This is a genomic window from Rhizobium sp. AN73 (assembly GCF_030757975.1).
GTDB classification, from domain to species: domain Bacteria; phylum Pseudomonadota; class Alphaproteobacteria; order Rhizobiales; family Rhizobiaceae; genus Agrobacterium; species Agrobacterium arsenijevicii.
Map to the genome: position 1 here is coordinate 1884900 of NZ_JARWME010000001.1, position 22382 is coordinate 1907281.

A 22382-nucleotide genomic window follows, 5' to 3' on the forward strand; every position below is an offset into this window, starting at 1 on the left:
TCCTCCCAGAGATGATGTCAGCGTGACGGAGACACTATGAGCATATAGTAATACTCTTGAAAAGAGGGATTTTCACATATTTCAATTTTAAAGTGACGGCAGAGCTGGGAGATTTTTAAATAAAACAAATGAAATCAATATAATAAATAGTTCACGGTTTCTGGTTTAAACAACTGATATCACCGCTGTGCCAAACGCTATATCGCTTGACAGGATGCAGAGATTTCTAATAGTAATACAAATAAGAAGATGTTTTTTGTCGGGTTTTTTGGGTCGCATGATCAGGGTTTAACCGGCGAAACAGGGAGGAATATTCCTTTGCGCAGTTCCGTGATGGCCGTAAATGCCGAAAAATATTCGGTTAAAGCCGCAGAGCAGCCCAAGCCTACTCGTCTGGGCTCTCACTGTCGGTTATGCGTGATCTCCGAAAGCTGATTCCATTTTCCTTGCGCACAACATAAGCTTGTCGCATTTCGTAATATTTTACCGTTGGCCACTTCCGGCTGGAGACCGCATCATGACCAAATCCGACAATCTGCCCGCAACCCAAGGCAAGCTTCGTTCGCGCGCGTGGTTCGATAACCCCGCCAATGCGGATATGACAGCGCTTTATCTCGAGCGTTATATGAACTTCGGCCTGAGCCAGGCAGAGCTTCAGTCCGACCGCCCGATCATCGGCATTGCGCAGACCGGCTCGGACCTTTCGCCCTGCAACCGCCACCATCTGGAGCTGGCTAACCGCCTGCGCGAAGGTATCCGTGAAGCTGGTGGCATCGCCATCGAGTTTCCGGTGCATCCGATCCAGGAAACCGGCAAGCGTCCGACCGCCGGTCTCGACCGTAACCTCGCATACCTCGGCCTCGTGGAAGTGCTTTATGGCTATCCGCTCGACGGCGTCGTTCTGACCATCGGCTGCGACAAGACCACGCCTGCCTGTCTTATGGCGGCGGCCACCGTTAACATTCCCGCGATTGCCCTTTCCGTCGGCCCCATGCTGAACGGCTGGTTCCGTGGCGAGCGCACCGGTTCAGGCACTATCGTCTGGAAGGCCCGCGAACTTCTGGCCAAGGGCGAGATCGATTATCAGGGCTTCGTGAAGCTCGTCGCTTCGTCCGCGCCCTCCACCGGTTATTGCAACACCATGGGCACGGCGACAACGATGAACTCGCTCGCCGAAGCACTCGGCATGCAGCTTCCGGGTTCCGCTGCCATTCCGGCACCTTACCGTGACCGTCAGGAAGTCTCCTACCTGACCGGCCTGCGCATCGTCGACATGGTCAGGGAAGACCTGAAGCCTTCCGATATCATGACCAAGGATGCCTTCATCAACGCCATTCGCGTCAACTCGGCCATCGGCGGCTCCACCAACGCGCCGATTCACCTGAACGGCCTAGCACGCCATGTCGGCGTCGAACTGACCGTCGATGACTGGCAGACCTATGGCGAAGACGTGCCGTTGCTCGTCAACCTGCAGCCGGCCGGCGAATATCTCGGTGAGGATTATTACCATGCCGGCGGCGTTCCGGCAGTCGTCAACCAGCTGATGACCCAGGGGCTCATCATGGAAGACGCGATGACCGTCAACGGCAAGACCATCGGCGACAATTGCCGTGGTGCCATTATCGAAGACGAAAAGGTCATCCGTCCTTACGACCAGCCGCTCAAGGAGCGTGCAGGCTTCCGCGTTCTGCGTGGCAACCTGTTCTCCTCCGCCATCATGAAGACGAGCGTGATCTCGGAAGAGTTCCGCAACCGTTATCTCTCCAACCCGAACGATCCGGAAGCCTTCGAAGGCCGTGCCGTGGTGTTCGACGGTCCGGAGGATTACCACCACCGCATCGACGACCCGTCGCTGAAGATCGACGCCAACACCGTCCTGTTCATGCGCGGCGCCGGCCCGATCGGTTATCCGGGTGCGGCGGAAGTGGTGAACATGCGCGCGCCGGATTATCTGCTGAAGGAAGGCATCAATTCGCTGCCCTGCATCGGTGACGGTCGCCAGTCCGGCACGTCGGGCAGCCCGTCCATCCTCAACGCTTCTCCGGAAGCGGCGGCCGGTGGCGGTCTTGCCATTCTGCAGACGGGTGACCGCGTTCGCGTCGACGTGGGTCGCGGCCGTGCCGATATCCTGATCTCCGGCGAAGAACTCGCCAAGCGTTACGAGACGCTGGCGGCCGAGGGCGGTTTCAAGTTCCCCGATCACCAGACGCCATGGCAAGAAATCCAGCGCGGCATCGTCAGCCAGATGGAAACCGGCGCGGTTCTGGAACCGGCCGTGAAGTATCAGCGCATCGCCCAGACCAAGGGCCTGCCGCGCGACAACCACTAAGGTGAGGCCAGTTCGGCTGACCTCTTTTTTCCATCAGCCCCGGGGTTCACTCCGGGGCTGAAACATTTTTGTATCTTCGATTGATTATCCGGACTTCAGAACCACTGGAATATCCCGGGCGGTCAAGGCGAACGGCGTCTCGTCGCTCACCTGTCTAGTCCCTTGTTGGACCCGATGGCTTTTTCATATAGGACGCGACTCAGCGCGCCTGAACGAGCTTCCAGCCATTGCCGGAAGGATCGCGGAAGCTCGCATCGACGGAGCCGTAGCGGGCGATCGGTTCCTGGGTGAATTCGACGCCGCGTTTGTGCATGACGTCAAAGGCGGCCTGACAATCATCGACCACCAGAACCAGAGGCGGCATTGCGCCTTTGGCCACGGCTTCCATCAGATCCTGTACCGTTGCGTCATCAACGACTGGAGCCTGCGGCCGGAACAGACCCAGCTGAAAGTCCGGCTGGTCCGGGTGCTGGACGGTCAGCCAGCGATAATCGCCGTTGCGCGCGTCCGTATGCACACGAAATCCAAGTTTCTCGACATAGAACTGCAGCGCCTCGTCCTGATCAAGAACATAAAGCCCGACAACCTGAACACCATTTTTCATCAGATATCTCCGTTTCGCTCGTCGTGCCTATCGCTTTCCGTCTGCCGGCGCTTCTCCGAAACTGCCATTTTGAGGTGGGGGCGATGCGCAGCGCTCACGAAGCAATGGGGAACCTGCTCAAGATCACCCGGTGCAGCCCGCATCCGCCGCCGCAGTTCACTCGGATTTTCCCCGGTCACGTCACGGAAAACGCGACCGAAAGTACCGATGCTGTTCCAGCCGGTCTCTAAAGCGATTTCGATGATGGGAAGGTCCGTGTCACGCAATAGTGCAGCGGCACGCTCGACCCTGCGGGTCAGCAGATAGCGGTGAGGGGGTATGCCGAAAGCATCTCGAAAAGATCTTGCGAAGTGGGCCTGCGAGGCGCCGCTGACACTTGCAAGGCGTGAAACAGGCCACGCCTCATGGGGCGCCGCGTCCATATGATCCCTGGCGCGCAGAAGTCGGCGCAGGAGTTTCAGGTCTCTGTTTGCAGAGCTTTTTTCATTTCCGGACCGGCGCATGCGCCAATCATTGAATGAACCGGCGGTCCTTGGCAAGGTTCGTACCCTGTGGGCCGCCGTGAGACACTCAGATCACCGGATAAAGCGACCAGAAGAACAGTTCGTATTCCTGGTCACGGTCGTCATCGTGCTGTTCGTCGTCGGGTCTGCGTGGTGTCCTGTCCTGCAAATCCTTCTCGACCCGCTCGTTCATGACGGGTGTTCTTCGGCCGATGCCAAAGAGGTCAAAGGAGAGCATATTGAACCCTGCTACCATGGCCATTTCCCTTCTTCACGCGAGTTAACGTTGCGTTAAGTTTCGCGCGTTGCCATGATTTCGTCAAGATTGGCCGAGGAATTTGTCTACCATTTTTAACAACAATGTCGTGACTGACGTTCCGCCGGTGACGGATTTCGCGCAATGAACGTTTATCTGCGCCGTCAAAGACCCTTTGTTGAGGTGTCGGAATAGCTCTTTTCGGCCGCTTCCAGCGCGGAATCGGTGTCTGCTGTGTGGCCTAGGTTTTTCAAGGCGCTTGAGACGGCCACGATATTGGCTTTCACCGCATCCGGGTTCGCGCGTCGGCCGGTATGATTGAGCCGTATCAGCCGTTCCGCGCCGGGGCCGACGCCGCCGGAAATATCAGCACCTTGCTCTTTGGACGCAGCCGCAAGAAACGCGCCGGTATCCACCGTGTCCGGCAAGATCGCCGAGGAAACCAGGACAGACGCGTGGGGTTCTTCCGCCCATGTTGCGATGCCGAGCGCTGCAATGCCGTTGCGGGTGGCTGCTGCCGCCCGTTCGTGGCGTTCATTGGCGGATGCGAGACCCTCGGCCTCTATCCGGTCAAGTGCCGCTTCCAGCGCGTAGAATTCCAGCGGCGCCGGTGTTCCGGGCAGCGCGCCGCGGCCGGTATCAAGCCAGAGTTTCTTCTGGTCGAGAAGCGAAAGCATGGAGTTTTCCGGTGCGGTGCCATGGGAAAGAAGCTCCCACGCCCTCTGGCTGACGGAGACGGCAGATACGCCTGCCGGTCCTGCCAGCGCCTTTTGCGGGCCGATGACTGCGATATCAATGTCGAGTCGGTCTACATCGAAGGCATGGCCGCCGATGGAGGCTACGGCATCAACGAGGGTGACGATGCCTCTGTCCTTCGCAAGCGCGGCTATGGCGGGCAGGGGATTGAGAATGCCGCTTGCCGATTCCGCATGGACGATGGAGAGAAGGTCGAAACCTTGTTCCTCGTTCAACACCCGCTCGACCTCGTGAACTGCGATCGGCTTTGCCGGGGTGGCAGTCAGGTTGCGCACCGTGGCACCGCCTCTTTCCAGCCAGCCGCCGAACCATGCGCCATAGGGGCTGGTGACGATGTTGAGCGCTCTGAGGCCCGGCCGCGCGAGGCTGGTCGCCGCTGCCTCCAGCGCCAGCACGGCCTCCGCCTGTATCAGCAGCACGTCGTTCTTCGTGCCCATCAAAGCTGCCAGCCGGTCGGCCAGAACGGCATAACGCTCTGCAGGAAAGGCGGGCGGGTCGAGCAGCAATGCGTAATCCGGGGCGGGCATATCTTATCCTTGCGTGGTGATGGTGAGCCGCGGTGCGGCCTCGATCAGGGTTCTGGCGGTCGAGGATTGCGGCGCGGAAACGATATTTCCGGTCCTGCCGATTTCGACGATACGCCCCGCCTCCATGATGGCGACGCGATGGCAGACGGCTCGAATGACTGCGAGGTCGTGGGAAACGAAAATACAGGCGACGGCCGTCTCCCGCTGTATTTCCACCAACAGTTCGAGGATTTGCCGGCGGATGGAAACATCCAGCGCCGAAACGGCTTCGTCGAGAATGAGAAGGGATGGCTTGAGTGCGATGGCGCGTGCAATCGCCACGCGCTGCCGCTGCCCGCCCGAAAGCTCGAAGACGGAGCGGCCGGCATAGTTGGCGGGCAGGCCGACACGGTCGAGAAGACGGCGGATTTCCGCCGGACGCGCGCGTCTTTCGACGACGCGATGGATGCGTAGCGGCTCGTCTATGGCGTCCTCGACGCTGGCGCGTGGATTGAACGCGCCATGGGTATCCTGAAACACCATCTGCATGTGCCGCCGGGCAGTGCGCAGTTCACTACCGTTCAGCGCCAGCCAGTCGCGATTCTCAAAACGAACGATGCCTTCATCGGCCGGGATCAGCCGCATCAGGATGCGCGCCAATGTCGATTTCCCGCAGCCGGAGGGGCCGGCAAGCCCCAGCGTCTCGCCGGGCTGAAGCGAAAAGGAGATATCGGAAAGTGCTTCTACCGTGCGTCCGCCGGTCCGGTAGGTCTTTGAGAGGTCTTCGACGCTCAGAAGGGCCTCATTCATGACACGGCCTCATTGATAAGAGGCGGGGTGGAGAGATCGAGATAGTCGGAGAGCAGCGCACGCGTATAGTCATGTGCAGGGGCGGAGAGCACCTGCCGGGTCGTGCCGTGTTCCACCAGCAGTCCCGCCCGCAGAACCGCAATCTCGTCGGCAAGGCTGGAGGCGAGGCCGATATCATGGGTGATGAACACCAGTGTTCTTTCTTCGTCGCGTACCAGACCATCCAGCAGGGCGGCGATGGCGGCCTGGCTCACCGTGTCGAGCGCGCTCGTCGCCTCGTCGGCGATCAGGATTGCAGGATGTGCGGCAATGGCGGCGGCAATCGCCACGCGCTGTCTTTGCCCGCCGGAAAGCTGGTGCGGATAGGCGGCGAGGAGATGCGATGGATGCGGCAACCGCACCCGTTCGAGAAGGTCGCGGGCAAGATCCCGCGCTTGGCCCCATGAAAGGCCAAGATGCCGCACGGCACCTTCCCCCACCTGCTCACCGATGGTCAGAACCGGGTTCAGCGTCGCGCCGGTATCCTGAAAGATGTAACCGATATCGCGCCCGGGCAGTGGCCTGTCCGGGAAAAGACCACTGTCGCGGCTCCAGGAGATATCACCGGCAACCCGCGCATCGGCGGGAAGCAGCCCGGCAATGGCCTTGGCGAGCGTCGATTTGCCCGAGCCGCTTTCGCCGATGATCGCCAGCCTCTGTCCCTGCCGGATCGTCAGCGAAACATCCTGCAGCGCCGGTGCATCGCCCGCCGCATAGCGGACGCCAAGGTCGTCGATCCGGCAGAGTGCATTGCCACTCATGGCGTTTCCTTCCGTGTCGCCATCGCTTTGTTGATGCCTTCTGCGAGAAGATAGACGCCGAGGACCGTGACCAGAAGGCCGATGCCGGGGATGACGGAAAGAAACGCCGCAGACCGCAGGACATTGCGTCCTTCCGCGATCATCGAACCCCATGTGACGATATTCGGGTCACCGAGGCCGAGGAAAGAGAGTGCTGCTTCGGTGAGGATGGCGGCGGCGACGATGATGGCGGCAAGCGCCAGTACCGGCGGCAGGGCGTTGGGCAGGATTTGCCGGAAGGCTATCTCCAGCGGATGCATGCCGATGGCGCGGGCGGATTGCACATAATCGCGCTCGCGGATGCTCAAGACCTGCGCCCGCATCAGCCGCGCCGGATCCGCCCAGGCGCCGAGCGCAATCGCAAGGATGACGATGGGCATGGAGGGGCCGATGGTGCTGACGAAGGCAAGCGCCAGCAGGAAATTCGGCACGATCTGGAAGGCGTCGGTAACACGCATCAGCGCTTCGTCGACGAGGCCGCCGGCAAATCCGGCAATGGTGCCGATGACGGTGCCGATCATGAGAGCCGCAGCCGCGGCACCGATGCCGACGAGCAGGGAGGCCTGCGCACCATGGGCAAGTCCGGCCAGCACATCTCGGCCCAGCCGGTCGGTGCCGAGAGGCAAGGCGGCGTCCGTGAAGGGCGCGATGAGCGGCTCGCCGACGATCGATAGCGGATCGCCGGGAAAGACGAAGGGCGCAGCGAGCGCCGTCACAGCAAGCAGCATCAGAATGATGACGCCTGTTGCACCTTCGAAACTGCGCAGGAGCCGGAGAGTGAAACTCATGCCTGCTGCTCCCCGCTGCCGATGCGCGGATCGAGAACGGAATAGAGAATATCGACGGCAAGATTGACGAGGATGACGAAGACGGCACTCGTCAGGATGATGCCCATCAACAGCGGCGTATCGCGGCCGCTGACTGCTTCCTGCGCCAGCCGACCGAAGCCGGGAATGGCAAAGACACTCTCTATGACAACGCTGCCGCCGAGCATGGTGGCCGCTTGCAGGCCGAGTACGGTGACGAGCGGCAGGGCGGCATTGCGGGCGACATGGCGCAGCACGATCCTCCGTCTCGAAAGGCCCTTGGCTTTGGCGAACAGCACGAAATCCAGCGGCCAGATGGCCGCCATGGCGGTGCGCATGACGCGCAGGAAAAGCGCCAAATAGATCAACCCGAGACTGGCAACCGGCAGGACGAGATGGCGCGCAATGTCGAGCGCCCTTGCAAGCCCTTGTTTCCCCGAGGCGATGGTTTCGATGCCGGATGTCGGGAGCCATCGCAGCTGCACGGCAAAAACGATGGCAAGCACGAGGCCCAGCCAGAATCCGGGCGTGGCATAAAGCGCCAGTGACAAGGCGGAGAGCACCCGGTCTGTCAGCCCGCCCGGACGCGCGCCCGCAACGATGCCGAGTGCGGTGCCGGTGATGAAGGCGAGTGCCGTGGCGCTGCCCATCAGCAGCAACGTATTCGGCAGCCGCTCGAGGATCAGCCCCAGCACCGGCCGATCGAAGGCAAGCGACCAGCCGAAATCGAGCCGTAGCACCGAGCTGGCGTAGAGCCAGAAGCGGGCGAGAACCGAACCGTTCAGCCCATATTGCTCGCGCAACGCATCCCGCAGCCCGGCATCGCCGCCGCCGATGGACACGAGATAGGCATCGACCGCGTCGCCGGATGCGTTTTCAAGCAGGACGAAGGTGAAGATGAGAACGATCAGCAGCACCGGAATGGCGCTGACCGCTCTTCGTCGCAGCAATGTCGCCGTGCGTCTCACGGCGTGTCCTCAGGTATCGACCACTGTATCCGCCCAGTTGGAAACGGCCCAGCGGGGATTGCTGGCGACATGTTTGACCGTATCGCGCGCCACCGTGATGAAGCCCCATTCGGCAACGTTGATCAGCGGAAGATCGGCCGCGACCTGTTTCTGGAAGTCCTTGTAGAGTACCGTGCGAGCGGCCGTGTCCACGGTTTCCGCCGCCTTGTCGATCAGTGCGTCGAGCGCCTTGTTCTCGTAACCCCCCTGATTGGAGAAACCGACGCCCGCCGGGATGCCGGAGCGCACGAGAATGGTGGTAGAGATCGCCGGATCACCACGGAAGACCGGCGGCGCGACGGCGAGATCGAAGGCGTGGTCGGTGTAGACGGCTTTCTGGTGCGCAGCGGCGTCATTGTTGACCAACTCGGCATCGATGCCGATTTCCTGCAGCGCCTGGCGAAGATAGGAGCCAAACTGCTTGGTTTCATTGAAGTAAGGTGCCGGCAGAAGCTTCAGCGAAAACCGTGTTCCATTCGCTCCGCGCGCATAACCCGCCTCGTCCAGCAGGGCGTTTGCCTTGGCGACGTCGAAATCATAGGTCTCGACCTCACGGGTATAAAATTGCGGCGCATTTTTCGGCACAGGGCCGGTCGATGCCGTGGCGTAACCGAGGAAGACCTTGTCGATGACGAATTTCTTGTCGATAGCGTGGGCAATGGCTTTTCTCACCTTGAGATCGGCCAGTTCCTTGCGGCGATGGTTGATTTCCACCACGAGCTGATAGGTGAGGGCTTCGTAACCTTCCGGGATGACCTTGATGCCCGGCACTTTGGCGATGCGGGCGAGATCGGCAAGCGGCACGGCGGAAAAGGCGGCAAGCTGGATTTCCTCGGCTTCCAGCGCGGAGGCGGCGCCCGCCCGGTCTGGCAGAACGCGATAGATGATCTCGTCGAGCTGTGGTTGGTTCTTGCCCCAATAATTCGGGTTGCGGGTCAGGCGATAATATTCGCCGGGCTTATATTCCGCAAAAACGAAAGGCCCGGTGCCGACCGGCTTGGTATTGGCCGGGTTGGTGGCGATATCGGTGCCTTCATAAAGATGTTTCGGCACGACGCTGGTAACGACCGGCAGCGCATTGCGGATGAGCTGGAAGGGAGTGGGCTTGGAGAAGTGGAAGATGGCCGTGTGGTCATCCGGCGTATCCACCTTTTCAAGATTGGCGAAGACCAGTCGTCCGAGATTTTGCAATGGCTTCCATACCGAAAGCGCGGAAAAGGCCACATCCGCCGAGGTGAAGGGCTTGCCGTCATGCCAGGTTACGCCTTCGCGCAGCTTGAAGGTGGCGCTCAAACCGTCCTCGGATCCGTGCCATTCCGTCGCAAGCCGTGGCTCCAGCCCATCCCTGCCGTTGAAGGAGGCTTCCGCCAACGGCTCGACGATCTTGCTCGCGATATAGAACACGCCGTTGGAAGCGACGATGGCCGGGTTGAGGTTCTTAGGTTCCGATCGGCCGCAACGATCAGCCGTCCGCCGGGCTTTGACTGCTGCGCGGCAGCGATTCCCGCAAGCCCGGTGGTTGCGGCAAGAAGCAGCGAGGTCTTGAGAAGCGAGCGGCGGGACAGGTGGACTGGCGACATGAAATTCACTCCGGAATGAGGGCGGGGCGGGCCTTTCCGCGGGGCCGCGGCCTGCCCGATCTTAAGACTGCAACCGCAGCAGTGTCCACGTTAATTCGCGGGCTTTACAGCAATGATTTTACGTTGCGTGGCCGTTTGCGGAAACAATATGCTTTACGGCTGCAATAACCTTTTCTTCCACCGTGCCGGTTCATGGGCAGCGGCCTGAAAACTTGATTTTATATAATAAATTTAAAGGCTTGGAATGCCGTTTTGCTGGTGGTTCGTACGGCGCTCCTCCTGTGGGCAAAGCGAAAATCTGCCTCGTCGACCCCGTTTGGAAAGGGGTAATTAACCTTTATTTTCTATTTCAGGGAGACCGAAATATGTACGTTTATGATGAGTGTGCACGCTGCCATGAGCTTCTCCCGATCCAGATTCCAGAATTCGTCCAATAGCGTAGGGGAGGGGAGCGATAAGGCTCGTCATGCCGGCGGCAAGGCTCTTGCCGGTCAGGAGCAGGCGGCGGTAACGAAGGCGGGTGTTACGCCCCGGCCGAATGCCGATGTCAGCGCAGCCGACGCCATCGAGGGCCGTGCCGAAATGCCGGGCTGGCAGAATGCTTTCGTGCTTGGTCCGAATGTCCGTTTCACCCGTACGCCGGAAAGCGCCTTCAATCGGCGCATGCCGGTTGAGACACCGCATCTTGCGGAAGAAGAAGTGCCCGTCGCCGTCCTTTCGGAAACTGTCGAACCTGAGATGGTCGAGCAGCCGGAGGTTATCGTGCAACAGGAGGCCGCGCTTCCGCCGGTCGTAAAGTCGCCGGAGCCGCGCATTCAGCCGCCACGCATGCCGTTTCTGCCGCAGCCGCCCGATGCGCGTGGCGCAAGGGCGCTGACTTACAAATTGCGACTGGAACTTGCCCGCAAGCAGGCGGAAGAAGCTGCCGCTGCGGCCCTGATGCCGGTACAGCCGACGGCTGCAGCCGTCGTCTTCGAAACGCCGGTGCCGGAAATGTCTTCGCCCGTTCAGCCGCTGCCCGCCGTGCCGTTTGCGTCCGACGAACAGGTCGCCACGTCGCAGGCATCCATTCCCGCCTTTGCCGCGCATCTGCCGGATGAGCTTTTCTGGGAAGTGATGACGCTCGATCTGCCGGGCGACGCCGGCGAAGGCCTTCCCGCTTCTGCACGCGCCGTGCTCGCAAACCCGTCGCTGACAGCGCCCGCGATTGCCACGACGGTGGCCCCTGCATCTCCAGTCGCCCCCACCATCCGGCTTTCGGCCGTACCGCCCGTCGTCAGGGTGCCCGGCGGTTCCGCGATCAGGCTTTACCGCGAAATCGGCGTGCATCAGGCCGCGATCCCAGCGCCCATGCAGGTCGCCGAACCGGAGATCGCTCCACAGCCCGTCGTGGAGGCGGTCGTGGTTGCCGAGCCGCAGAGGCCAGTGGAGCAGGTTCAGCCGGTGGAAAGGCCTGTGACCGAGCCGCGTTTCACGCCGCGCGCGCCCATTCAGGCTTCGCAGCCGATGTTCCGGGACGCGCCAATCTTTGCGGACGGGGAATACGAATACCCTTCCATCGATCTTCTGCAGCAAGCCCGGGTCCAGCAGACCACGACGATGACGCCGGAAGCGCTGGAACAGAGCGCCGGCCTGCTGGAAAGCGTGCTGGAAGATTTCGGCATCAAGGGTGAGATCATCGATGTTCGCCCCGGCCCCGTTGTGACCCTTTACGAGTTCGAGCCCGCCCCCGGCGTGAAATCTTCGCGCGTCATCGGCCTCTCGGACGATATCGCCCGCTCGATGTCGGCGCTCTCGGCGCGTGTCGCCGTCGTGCCCGGCCGCAACGTAATCGGCATCGAGCTGCCCAATCCGGTGCGTGAGACGGTCTATCTGCGCGAGCTGATCGAAGCGACTGACTACAGTGAGACCCGCCAGAAGCTCGCCCTTTGCCTCGGGAAGACCATCGGTGGCGAGCCGGTGATTGCAGAACTGGCGAAGATGCCGCATCTGCTCGTTGCCGGCACCACCGGTTCGGGCAAGTCGGTCGCCATCAACACCATGATCCTGTCGCTGCTCTACCGGTTGAAGCCGGAGGAATGCCGCCTGATTATGGTTGACCCCAAGATGCTCGAGCTTTCCGTTTACGACGGAATCCCGCATCTGCTGACCCCTGTGGTCACCGATCCGAAAAAGGCGGTCATGGCATTGAAATGGGCCGTGCGCGAAATGGAAGACCGCTATCGCAAGATGTCGCGTCTTGGTGTGCGCAATATCGACGGTTATAATGCAAGGGCCGCTGCCGCCCGCGCCAAGGGCGAGACGGTGTTCTGCAACGTACAGACCGGCTTCGACCGCGCGACCGGCGAGGCGGTTTACGAGCAGGAGGAAATGGACCTCACCGCCATGCCCTATATCGTCGTCATCGTCGACGAGATGGCCGACCTGATGATGGTCGCGGGTAAGGAAATCGAAGGTGCGATCCAGCGCTTGGCACAAATGGCGCGCGCCGCCGGCATCCATCTCATCATGGCCACCCAGCGTCCGTCCGTCGATGTCATCACCGGCACGATCAAGGCCAACTTCCCTACCCGCATCTCCTTCCAGGTGACCTCGAAGATCGACAGCCGCACCATTCTTGGCGAACAGGGCGCGGAACATCTGCTCGGCCAGGGCGATATGCTTCACATGATGGGCGGCGGCCGCATCTCCCGCGTCCACGGTCCGTTCGTATCGGACGAGGAAGTGGAAAAGGTCGTGGCGCATCTGAAAACCCAGGGGCGCCCGGAATATCTCGGCACCGTCACCGAAGACGCCGACGAGGCCGATGACGAGGCTGAAGAGGAAACGGCGGTTTTCGACAAGACATCGATGGGCGACGACGACAGCGACGACCTCTATGAAAAGGCCGTGAAGGTGGTGATGCGCGACAAGAAGTGCTCGACGTCTTATATCCAGCGCCGCCTGTCGGTCGGTTACAATCGTGCCGCCTCGCTGGTCGAGCGTATGGAGCAGGAAGGCATTGTCGGCCCGGCCAACCATGTCGGCAAACGCGCCATCATTGCCGGCGAGCGTGATACCTACGAGCCCATGGGGGCGGACGACTGATAGGCGCATAGATTCTGGGGATCTCTTGTGCAGTTCCCTTAACCTTGTCATGCCGAACCGGGCTGTGGACTCATAAAACCTGAGCCATAGCCGGATAGCACCAAGCTTTGCAAAGGCGAGGTAAGCCGAGCGTATCTGTCGTTCACGCGCCGCTCATCTACCCTCGAAACGCCCGGCACCCTGTTCGGCAAATGTTACTTGATCACATTCCACTCAAACTCAGTCAGGTCATAACGGCCGTGGGCCATCGTAAACTCCTTTCGGAGTTTGAATCGGTTCTCAGCCGATCTGCCTGTCGCTTATGAACATGCGACCTCAAGTAGCCGTTCTGCCGCCCGCAACAGCCACAGGAACCGCGTGACTGCGGTATCGGAAGATTGTATGCCTGTCGCATGGGACTATTGATCTTCAGCACCAACGTCACCCTGGACGGCTGTGTCGACCACCAGGAAGGTATCGCCGACAGCGAGACACACGCCTTCTTCACCCGCCTCATGGACGAGAGCGGGGCGATGCTGTGGGGCCGCGTCACCTACGAGATGATGGAGAGCTACTGGCCAGCGGTCGCCCGCGGCGAAGCGGAGGTACCGCCGTCGACGCGCGAGTGGGCGGTCAAACTCGATGCCAAGCCGAAATACGTGGTGTCGTCAACGCGAAACGACTTCCCGTGGAACAATAGCCACCACATCGCCGGTGATCTGCGAACAGGCGTGCAGAATCTTAAAGGTGCGACCCCTGCGGGCGTGCTCCTTGGTAGCGGCAAGCTCGCGACTGAGCTGGATCGGCTGGATTTGATCGACGAGTACAAGTTCCTCGTTCACCCCAGGATCGCCGGCCACGGCCCCACTCTATACGAGAGCGGCTTGCCGAGCGCGCGACAGCTCAAACTGGTTTCAGCCAAGCCGCTCCGCAACGGCGTTGTTGCCATGCACTACCGACGCTCTTTGACGCAAGTCGCAACGCAGGAATAGCGCATAGTCGGGTTTTCACAGCCGTGGGCGAGGTTTTCTCCGCGGCAATAAAATTAATGAGGATGCGACCTGGATCCGGCATCCAGCCACGGCGCGTCTACGCCGTGAGAAGCTATTCTTTCGTAATCAGGGACTTGATCGCGCAGGATTCCGGCTTAGGGCCGGAATGACGGACGTGAGGGAGCATCACAAGCCACGGCATTTGCTCAAGGCACGGCACTAAAGTCGGTTTGCATGCGCCTGCTGATTGATTGGCGTTTCAGGCGCGATATTCGATTGCAAAAACGCGCCCCGTGACTAGCTTGTGCGGCATGGATTCTGGAATCGGGAGGTTTCCCTGATGTCGCACAGCAATGAAAATGTCACCGTTCTGGCAAGGCTGGATGAGTTGGAGCGGTTCTGCCGCGCGGTTTTCCTGGCAGTCGGTACCGATGACGAAACGGCCGACGCGGCGACCCGCGCCATGATGCATGGCACGCGGTTGGGCGTCGACAGCCACGGCGTGCGGCTGCTTGCGCATTATGTTGCAGGACTGGAAGGTGGGCGTCTCAATCCACGGCCACAGATCAGTCGCGTGTCCGGTTTCGGCGCGGTGGAGACGATCGACGCCGACCATGCCCATGGCGCCCGCGCCACCTATGCGGCGATGGATAGGGCCACCGCGCTTGCGGAAAAATTCGGTATCGGCGCAGTTGCGATCAGGAACTCCTCGCATTTCGGCCCGGCCGGCGCTTATGTGCTGGAGGCGGCGCGGCGGGGATATATCGGCCTTGCCTTCTGCAACTCCGACAGTTTCATGCGCCTGCATGATGGCGCGATGCGTTTCCACGGCACCAACCCCATTGCGGTTGGTGTGCCGGCAGCCGATGACATGCCCTGGCTCCTGGACATGGCCACAAGTGCGGTGCCCTATAACCGCGTTCTGCTTTACCGCAGCCTGGAACAGCAATTGCCGCAAGGCGTCGCGTCGGATGCCGATGGTGTCGACACGCAGAACCCGCATGCCGTCGAAATGCTTGCCCCTCTTGGCGGCGCCTTCGGTTTCAAGGGCGCGGCGCTGGCGGGAATGGTGGAGATATTCAGCGCTGTCCTTACCGGCATGAAGCTCAGTTTCGATCTTGCGCCGATGTCTGGGCCGGATTTTTCCACACCGCGCGGGCTCGGGGCCTTCGTGCTGGCGCTGAAGCCGGAAGCCTTCCTTGAACGCGAGGTGTTTGACGAGGGGATGAAACGTTACCTTGAGGTGCTGCGGGAATCACCGGTCCGGGAGGATTGCAAGGTTATGGCGCCGGGCGACCGGGAATGGGCGGTGGCGGCAAAGCGGGAGAGGGAAGGCGCGCCTGTCGATCCCGTCACCCGGGCGGCGTTTGACGGGTTTGCCGCAAAATTCTCGATCGTTCCGCCCGCCTATCATTAGGCATTTCCAGTAAAAGCGAAAACGCTCTAAGGCGGTGTACCGATGACGGCGGTTCGCCGCCACCATCGCCCCGTCAGGCGGGGCGCAGCAGCATGTTGGGCCGCGGATAGGGCGTCGCCGTCACGTTCAACCTTTCGGCTACGACCGGGTGTCCAATATAATAACCCTGCGCATAATCGATCTCTAGCTGGCGCACGAGCCGCAGCTGCTCTTCCGTCTCCACGCCTTCGATCAGGATCTTGTGGCCGCGATTGCGGATAAGGCGGATCATGTCCTGCAGCATCGCCCGGCCGCGCGGGGTCTTGCTGTCATGCAGGAAGGATCGGTCGATCTTGACGGTATCGAAATCGGTCATGCGCAGCCAGGAAAGGCCCGCGAAACCGGTTCCGAAATCGTCCAGCCATATCTTGATGCCGAGCGTCTTCAGGTCGTTGAGGCAACGCAGCACATCCGAATGCATCTCCATATCAACACCTTCGGTGATTTCGAAGGCCAGCCTGCCGCCGCCAATCCCCGCCTCGACGAGGATCGCTGCGACCGAAGTGGCAAAACCGGGGTTCTTCAGCTGCATCGGTGATACGTTGACGCTGACCACCGCCGCCTTGTCGTCGGCCAATATCTGCCGGCAGGCAGTCTTGATGGTCCAGAGGCCCAGTTCCATGATCGTGCCGGTACGTTCGGCAATGGGGATGAAAATACCGGGCGATACGGAACCGCCATCGAGCAGGCGAAGACGCATCAGGGCTTCAGCCCCTGCCGTCTCATTGGTCGATACGTTGAGAATCGGCTGATAAACGAGGGAAACGAGGTTTTCCGCGACGGCGATTTTCAGAAGTGCCGCGATGTTTTCCGTCTCGTCGCTGGTCTGCGGATCGTCCGGATCGAACAGTTTCATGCAATTGCGGCCATTGGCCTTGGCGATATAAAGCGCCCGGTCCGCCTCATTGATGATTTTTTCGAGCTTGCCGTCCGGATTGGGGCGGGTGAAGGACGCACCGATGCTGACGGTGACCATGAAGGTGCCGTCGCGGCGCTGATCATGCGAAAGCGACAGGTCTTCGACGGTGTGGCGGATGATTTCGGCAAGTTCGCCGACCTGCTGCCGGGACTTGAACGGCGCTAAAACAATGAACTCCTCACCGCCATAACGGCCGATAGAGGCGCCATGGTCGATGATCGCGTCCTGCAGGGCGTTGCCCACCGTCACCAGGCACTTGTCGCCTTCCTGGTGGCCATAACGGTCGTTGTATTTCTTGAAGAAGTCGACATCGATCAGAAAGACGGAGAAACCTTCTTGCTTCTTGCTCCAATTGTCCCACAGCAGGCGCAGATGCTGGTCGATAGCGCGGCGGTTCTGCAGGCCGGTCAGGGAGTCGGTGTTCGAAAGCCGCAATAGCGCCTGCCCCCGCTCGTCCGCCGCCTTCTGCTGGGCCTTTGCCTCCAGCCCGTTGAGAAAGACGTGGTAGCGTTCCCGGTTCAGGTTCCAGTTCACGTAAGAGGTGAAGACGAAGCAGGAGATATAGAAGGTGCCGAAAGCGAACTTGTAGAACGCATCTTCGGGAAATTGCGTCGCCGCCAGGAAATAGGTGACGAGAATGATGCCCGAAGACACGAGCGAAAGATGGAAGCGGAAGGTGAAAAACAGATTGGCGCCCATCATGAAGATCGCCCCGAAAACCATGTAATAGGACATGTTTTCGAGATTATCGGTCAAAAGGAGGGCACCAGCCAGCCGATATAGCCCATGACAAGCGCGGTCGCGCAGGTAAGGTCGAGTGCTGCGGTGCTCGCACCCAGGCGCAGCTGGATTTCCAGCGTCAGCAGGGATGTTGTGACAACGAGAAGTCGTGCGATGATTGTATAAAAAGCGACGTCGGGTACCAGAATGATGTCGGTAATGGCGAATAGCAGATAGATGAAAACAGCGATCCACAGGCCCTGCCTGATCGAACCCCGGCGGCTGCGTTCGCCTTCCTGCTGGTAAAGGGCAAGAAGTTCATCAGAAAACCGGGAGTCCGGCCGCCGATATTCTTGCTGTCCACTCACCTCTCCTAATGTGTGCTTCATGCACTTTCCCATAGTGTTGCGTATACTTTATCAAGTAACTGCTTATTCCACTTTTCCGTGTACTTTCGCGCTAAGCGCGAGTTCCTGCCGATCTCTCCCCATGCGGGCGGGAAACATGGAAAGGAAGAGCGCATCATACGCTCGCAACATTAAGTTTCGCTAAATCGCGTATCCGCTTTCTCCTCCGGTTCACGAGTGTGACCAAAAAAATACGCTAATAAACTAATGTATCCCTACACCGCTCAAAAATCGAAAGCGAGTGGCCTTCCGTCTCCCAGAAACGTATAGTTAACAATGTGTTAATACTGGAGGCTGAAGTGAGGCAGGTAAAGAAAAGAAATCTGGACGGAGCAAGTTTGATCACCCCGGATACTGTCGCAAAAGAGGTTTTTGCACGGAAAACGGAAACGTTCGATGAGCATTTCGCAGTTGCGAAAGCAGAGATCGCGATCATTCTTGAATTGGCACAGCAGCAGTTCGAAAATGGTGTTTCAGCACATGAGATAATACATCGAACGGCAGGCGCACTGCATGGCCTGCGCGAAAAGCTCCACTCCAGCGTGTGGGCTGAACTGATCCTCCTGGTGCAGAATCACTCCGTATCGGACTATTTTCTGGAAGATCCATTCACGCGTTGGTCGTTCGAAAAGCCGCGGGGCTATTCGGGCGATGCCCAACTTCTCGACTTCATCTACGGTCACGACAGCGTTGCCGACAAGGTGAAGAACGCGACGCCACTTGGCACGGCACTTTATGATTATACCAAGGATGCCAGCTCCTCGGTCGCTGTCCGCGAGCGGCGGGATTTGCTGACGCGGTTTGTTGACGAGGCCGCAGCCCGGCATGGAAACGAAACGGAAATCCTCACCATCGCGTCGGGACATCTACGCGAGGCGGATGCATCGGTGGCGTTGAAAGAGGGCAAGATCCGGCGCTGGGTGGCGCTCGATCAGGATCCCCTAAGCGTTGGTTCCGTCGCCCGCGATTTCAGTGGCAGCTGCATTGAGGCGGTTGATGGTTCGGTGCGCGATATCGTCCTGCGTTCGCAGGAACTCGGCACGTTCGATCTGGTTTATGCCGCCGGTCTCTACGATTATCTGAATGACAAAGTGGCGATCAAGCTCACGCGACGCTGCATGGAAATGCTGAAGCCCGGCGGGATGTTCCTCTTCGCCAACTTCTCCGAAGACATCGTGGTCGATGGTTACATGGAAACCTTTATGAACTGGGCGCTGCTGTTGCGCTCGAAGGCGGATATGTGGCGGATCGTCAACGCCAGCGCCGATCCCGCAAGCATTGAGGCGGAAGTGTTCTTCGGCGAAAACCACAATATCGTCTACGCCACGATGCGTAAAAAGGCCTGATCCGGATTTCGTTTCGCTTGTCCGTGCGAAATATGCCGCCCGTCTTTGGTATGCGGGCGGCAAGTGCTATCTGCACCAATAATTATTTGATTAAACGCCGCCACAAGCCTAAGAATTCGCGCGAAATCGTTGCAGAATGGAATGGCTGAAATGAAGAAATATTATTCGGATATGGGCGGTCTGCCGGGTCAGACGGAACTGCTGTCGAGCAAGGCTGTGTTCAAGACTGCCTATGCGGTCATCCCCAAAACCGTAATGTCCGATATCGTGACGAGCGTGCTTCCGCACTGGACCGGCACACGGGCATGGATCATCGCTCGGCCGATGACGGGTTTTTCCGAGACTTTCGCGCAATATATCGTTGAAGTGCAGCCCGGCGGCGGTAGCGACCGGCCGGAGCCGGATGCAAGGGCGCAAGCGGCGATCTTTGTCGTCGACGGTGAAATGACCGTGGAGTTCGAAGGCACGCAGCACGCTTTGCGCGCCGGCTCTTTCGCTTTCCTGCCCGCCGGCTCGCGCTGGCAGCTGCGTAATTCGAGCAAGGCAGCAATCAAGTTCCATTGGGTCCGTAAGGCGTTTCAGGCGGTGGACGGGCTGGAGCCGCCGCCGGCGATCTTCACGCATGAGGATGAGCACGCTTTGTCGGCTATGCCCGATACGGACGGCAAATGGGCGACCACCCGGTTCATCGACCCGGAAGACGTGCGCTACGACATGCATCTCAACATCGTCAGCCTGGAGCCGGGCGCGACCATTCCCTTCATGGAAACCCATGTCATGGAACACGGTCTCTACGTGCTGGAAGGCAAGGCGGTCTATCGGCTGAACGAGGATTGGGTTGAAGTGCAGGCGGGCGACTTCATGTGGCTGCGTGCCTATTGCCCGCAGGCCTGTTATGCGGGTGGGCCGGGCCGGTTCCGCTACCTGCTCTACAAGGATGTGAACCGCCACGTGAAGCTCTGGTAACGGGCGATACCTTAGCGAAACCGAGATTTATCGCGCAAACCGATGGCTTGCGCGATAAATGCTTGCGTTAAATCGAATATCCCTAATAAATCCCAATATGCGGTCGGCAATCGCTGCGCCGCACGATTTCGGCATCCGCCCGCATTCATCCTGAAGAAGACTGCCCGTATGATTGAAACCATCGATACCAATATCTTCAATCTCGCTCCGGTGGCGATGTGGATCGAGGATTTCAGCGAGGTGAAAAGCCAGTTCGATATCTGGCGGGCGCAGGGCGTCGAGGATATCCGGGCATTTTTGCTGGAGGATTTGTCGCGGGTGGCTGCGTGTTCGCAGAAAATCCGCGTAGTTCAGGTCAATGCCAAAACGCTGGAGCTGTTCGAGGCGCGCGATCAGGCGCATCTTGTCGACAATCTGCACCGGATTTTTCGCGACGACATGCTCGAAAGCCATGTGAACGAGCTTTCCGAGCTTTGGGCTGGAAAGACGGAATTCACCAGCAATGCCGTCAATTATTCGATCGGCGGAAAGCGGCTGGATATCCAGCTACGTGGCGCGGTCATCCCCGGCCACGAACAGACGCTTGGACGGTTGTTGCTGACGACCGAAGACGTGACGGAACGTGAGGAAGCCCGCCGCAAGGAACTTTTCAACCGCCGTTATGCCGAAGGCATGTTCAGACATTCGCCGGTTTCCCTGTGGGTGGAGGATTTCAGCCGGGTTCGGCGATTGATTGAGGAGGTCAGGGAACGCGGCATCGTCGATTTCCGGGTGTTCATGGATGTGCATCCCGAATTCGTGCGGCAATGCATGAGCGAAATCCGTGTGATCGACGTCAACCGGGCGACGTTGGACCTGTTTTGCGCACCGGACCGGCAGGTGCTGTTGCAGCGGCTTGGCGATATTTTCCGTGGCGAAATGGAAAAGCCCTTCCGTGAACAGCTGATGGAGCTTTGGAACGGCAATCTCAACCACCACCGCGAGGTGGTGAACTACGCGCTGGATGGGTCGGAGCGGCATGTATTGCTGCATTTCTCCGTTTTTCCCGGCCATGAACATGACTGGTCGCTGGTGCAGGTTGCGCTGACGGACATTACGGCACGCAAGAAGGCGGAAGCCTATCTCGAATATCTCGGCAAGCATGATGTGCTGACCAAGCTGCACAATCGCGCCTTCTATTCGGACGAGATGAACAGACTGGAGCGCAGCACGGTCCGGCCCGTTTCGGCCATCGTCATCGATCTCAATGGCCTGAAGGATGCCAACGACAAGCTCGGGCATGATGCCGGCGATGCGCTGTTGCGGCGTCTGGGTGAGGTCCTGAACGGCGTCGTCACCGCGCCGAACCACGCCGCGCGCATCGGCGGCGACGAATTCGCGATCCTTTTACCCGGCGCCGACAAGCAGATCGCCGCCGCGATGGTCGATACCGTTTATGAGCTGCTGAAGATCAACAACCAGTTTTACTCCAGCGCGCCGCTCAGCGTTTCGCTCGGTGTGGCGACCAGCGAGACCGGCGAGACGATGGAGTCGCTGGTGCGCCGCGCCGATATGCATATGTACGAGCATAAAAACGCCTATTATGCCGCCCTGCGCAACAGGTCTGCCGACAATAGCGACACAACGAAGGCTTCCCCGCAGCCGGAAGCCACATCCCTGAAACGCCTTCTCTGATAGCAGTCGTCTCGACGCCTATAAAGTCTGGGTGGCACCCGTGGCCTTGAGGATCAGCGCAATACTATTGCGGGCAATGCGCTCCAGTTCCGGCCGGGCGGTGCCCGCACGGGCGCGTTGCGCGAGGCTGTGCTGCAGGGCGGCCAGCATGTCGGCGGTGGCATCGATGTCGACTTCGGGCGGCAGCTGGGCATCGTCGCGCGCCGCTACGATCTGGGCACGAAACCGCGCATCGGTGCGGCCGATAGCGGCAGACAGTTCGGCGCCCATCACCGGATCGGCGGTTGCCTCGCCGGTAATGACACTGAGCACCGGGCAGCCAAGCGGGTAGTCATCACCTTCCGAATAGATGGCGATAATTCTCATGAAGTAGTCATTCAGCGCCTTGGCGAGCGATGGTTCGGAAAAGAGCGCATGGTTCCGGCGCTCCGCGCTGTCCTCGATATGTTGTGCGACCGCCCGCAAGTAGATGGCGCGCTTGTTGCCGAAGGCCGCATAAAGGCTCGGTCGAGCCATTTTTGTCGCCTCCGACAGGTGGTCGAGCGATGTGGCCGAGTAGCCGTGACGCCGGAACTCAAGGAGTGCGGCATCAAGCGCAGCCCTGGCATCATATTGGCGGGGACGCCCTCGGGTAGACTTTTCTGTCATTTTTGTACCGTTTCGCAATAAATTCGTTGCGCCGTATTTTTGTGCGATCTAGTATAAAAATACGCAGTGCGGAAAACAATCCCTCTTGAAGCAGCGGGTGGCAGGCAGACGCATGCGTTGCGACCTGCAGCGCTCCGGGCCGCGTAGGCGTGCGAAAGCACGCACCTTTTCTTTGTCTCGACACGAAGGGCA

At 59.7% G+C, this 22382-nt stretch carries 16 protein-coding genes and 2 pseudogenes; 7 read left to right on the top strand and 11 right to left on the bottom strand.

The genetic code is table 11. The annotated features are described in order from the left end of the window. Positions 1-517: 517 nt before the first annotated feature. Positions 518-2329, top strand: coding sequence for an IlvD/Edd family dehydratase (locus RBH10_RS08410; RefSeq protein WP_281037446.1), 1812 nt, complete (start codon positions 518-520; stop codon positions 2327-2329). 199 nt (positions 2330-2528) lie between these two features. Here RBH10_RS08410 and RBH10_RS08415 read toward each other — a convergent pair whose 3' ends face one another. The 9 genes and pseudogenes from RBH10_RS08415 to RBH10_RS08455 form a co-directional block, all read right to left on the bottom strand. Beyond that, complete coding sequence (locus RBH10_RS08415) at positions 2529-2933, bottom strand: VOC family protein (protein WP_281037445.1); 405 nt, start codon at positions 2931-2933, stop codon at positions 2529-2531. Continuing rightward, positions 2933-3436 carry a helix-turn-helix domain-containing protein gene (locus RBH10_RS08420; RefSeq protein ID WP_281037444.1) on the bottom strand — a complete coding sequence of 168 codons (504 nt, stop codon included), beginning with the start codon at positions 3434-3436 and terminating at the stop codon, positions 2933-2935. The genes RBH10_RS08415 and RBH10_RS08420 overlap by 1 nt, the downstream gene beginning before the upstream one ends. Positions 3437-3503: 67 nt before the next feature. Next, positions 3504-3698, bottom strand: a complete 195-nt coding sequence (locus RBH10_RS08425; protein ID WP_306180513.1) for a hypothetical protein — start codon at positions 3696-3698, stop codon at positions 3504-3506. Between the two features lie 158 nt (positions 3699-3856). After that, positions 3857-4975: an alanine--glyoxylate aminotransferase family protein gene (locus tag RBH10_RS08430; RefSeq protein WP_281037442.1), complete on the bottom strand. Its 1119-nt coding sequence runs from the start codon at positions 4973-4975 to the stop codon at positions 3857-3859. Between the two features lie 3 nt (positions 4976-4978). After that, complete coding sequence (locus RBH10_RS08435; RefSeq protein ID WP_281037441.1) at positions 4979-5764, bottom strand: ABC transporter ATP-binding protein; 786 nt, start codon at positions 5762-5764, stop codon at positions 4979-4981. Continuing rightward, a complete protein-coding gene (locus RBH10_RS08440; protein WP_281037440.1) occupies positions 5761-6564 on the bottom strand; it encodes an ABC transporter ATP-binding protein in 804 nt (267 codons plus the stop codon). The genes RBH10_RS08435 and RBH10_RS08440 overlap by 4 nt, the downstream gene beginning before the upstream one ends. Next, positions 6561-7391: an ABC transporter permease gene (locus RBH10_RS08445; RefSeq protein WP_281037439.1), complete on the bottom strand. Its 831-nt coding sequence runs from the start codon at positions 7389-7391 to the stop codon at positions 6561-6563. The genes RBH10_RS08440 and RBH10_RS08445 overlap by 4 nt, the downstream gene beginning before the upstream one ends. After that, the gene (locus tag RBH10_RS08450; protein ID WP_281037438.1) at positions 7388-8377 is read right to left on the bottom strand and encodes an ABC transporter permease; all 990 of its coding nucleotides are present in this window, start codon (positions 8375-8377) and stop codon (positions 7388-7390) included. Before RBH10_RS08450 ends, RBH10_RS08445 begins: the two co-directional genes overlap by 4 nt. Positions 8378-8386: 9 nt before the next feature. Then, positions 8387-9996: pseudogene (locus RBH10_RS08455) on the bottom strand (ABC transporter substrate-binding protein). Positions 9997-10371: 375 nt separating this feature from the next. On the opposite strand from RBH10_RS08455, the gene RBH10_RS08460 reads away from it, so the two are divergent. The 3 genes from RBH10_RS08460 to RBH10_RS08470 all read left to right on the top strand — a co-directional run bounded on the left by RBH10_RS08460 (position 10372) and on the right by RBH10_RS08470 (position 15471). Then, on the top strand, positions 10372-13083 hold the full coding sequence (locus tag RBH10_RS08460; RefSeq protein WP_281037436.1) for a DNA translocase FtsK: 2712 nt from the start codon (positions 10372-10374) through the stop codon (positions 13081-13083). 392 nt (positions 13084-13475) lie between these two features. Continuing rightward, the gene (locus RBH10_RS08465; RefSeq protein WP_281037435.1) at positions 13476-14054 is read left to right on the top strand and encodes a dihydrofolate reductase family protein; all 579 of its coding nucleotides are present in this window, start codon (positions 13476-13478) and stop codon (positions 14052-14054) included. Positions 14055-14394: 340 nt separating this feature from the next. Continuing rightward, positions 14395-15471 (top strand): Ldh family oxidoreductase, encoded by a 1077-nt coding sequence (locus RBH10_RS08470; RefSeq protein WP_045020622.1) that lies wholly within the window; start codon positions 14395-14397, stop codon positions 15469-15471. A gap of 73 nt (positions 15472-15544) precedes the next feature. On the opposite strand, the pseudogene RBH10_RS08475 reads toward RBH10_RS08470, so the two are convergent. Beyond that, positions 15545-17538 (bottom strand): annotated as a pseudogene (locus RBH10_RS08475) (putative bifunctional diguanylate cyclase/phosphodiesterase). A 317-nt stretch (positions 17539-17855) separates the two neighbouring features. Here RBH10_RS08475 and RBH10_RS08480 point away from each other — a divergent pair. The 3 genes from RBH10_RS08480 (at position 17856) to RBH10_RS08490 (ending at position 21542) form a co-directional block, all read left to right on the top strand. Further along, a complete protein-coding gene (locus RBH10_RS08480) occupies positions 17856-18902 on the top strand; it encodes a class I SAM-dependent methyltransferase (RefSeq protein ID WP_281037433.1) in 1047 nt (348 codons plus the stop codon). Positions 18903-19043: 141 nt separating this feature from the next. Next, positions 19044-19868 carry a bifunctional allantoicase/(S)-ureidoglycine aminohydrolase gene (locus RBH10_RS08485; RefSeq protein WP_281037432.1) on the top strand — a complete coding sequence of 275 codons (825 nt, stop codon included), beginning with the start codon at positions 19044-19046 and terminating at the stop codon, positions 19866-19868. Positions 19869-20036: 168 nt separating this feature from the next. Then, a complete protein-coding gene (locus tag RBH10_RS08490) occupies positions 20037-21542 on the top strand; it encodes a sensor domain-containing diguanylate cyclase (RefSeq protein ID WP_281037431.1) in 1506 nt (501 codons plus the stop codon). An 18-nt stretch (positions 21543-21560) separates the two neighbouring features. Here RBH10_RS08490 and RBH10_RS08495 read toward each other — a convergent pair whose 3' ends face one another. Then, positions 21561-22190: a TetR/AcrR family transcriptional regulator gene (locus RBH10_RS08495; protein ID WP_306180515.1), complete on the bottom strand. Its 630-nt coding sequence runs from the start codon at positions 22188-22190 to the stop codon at positions 21561-21563. Between the last annotated feature and the right edge of the window lie 192 nt (positions 22191-22382).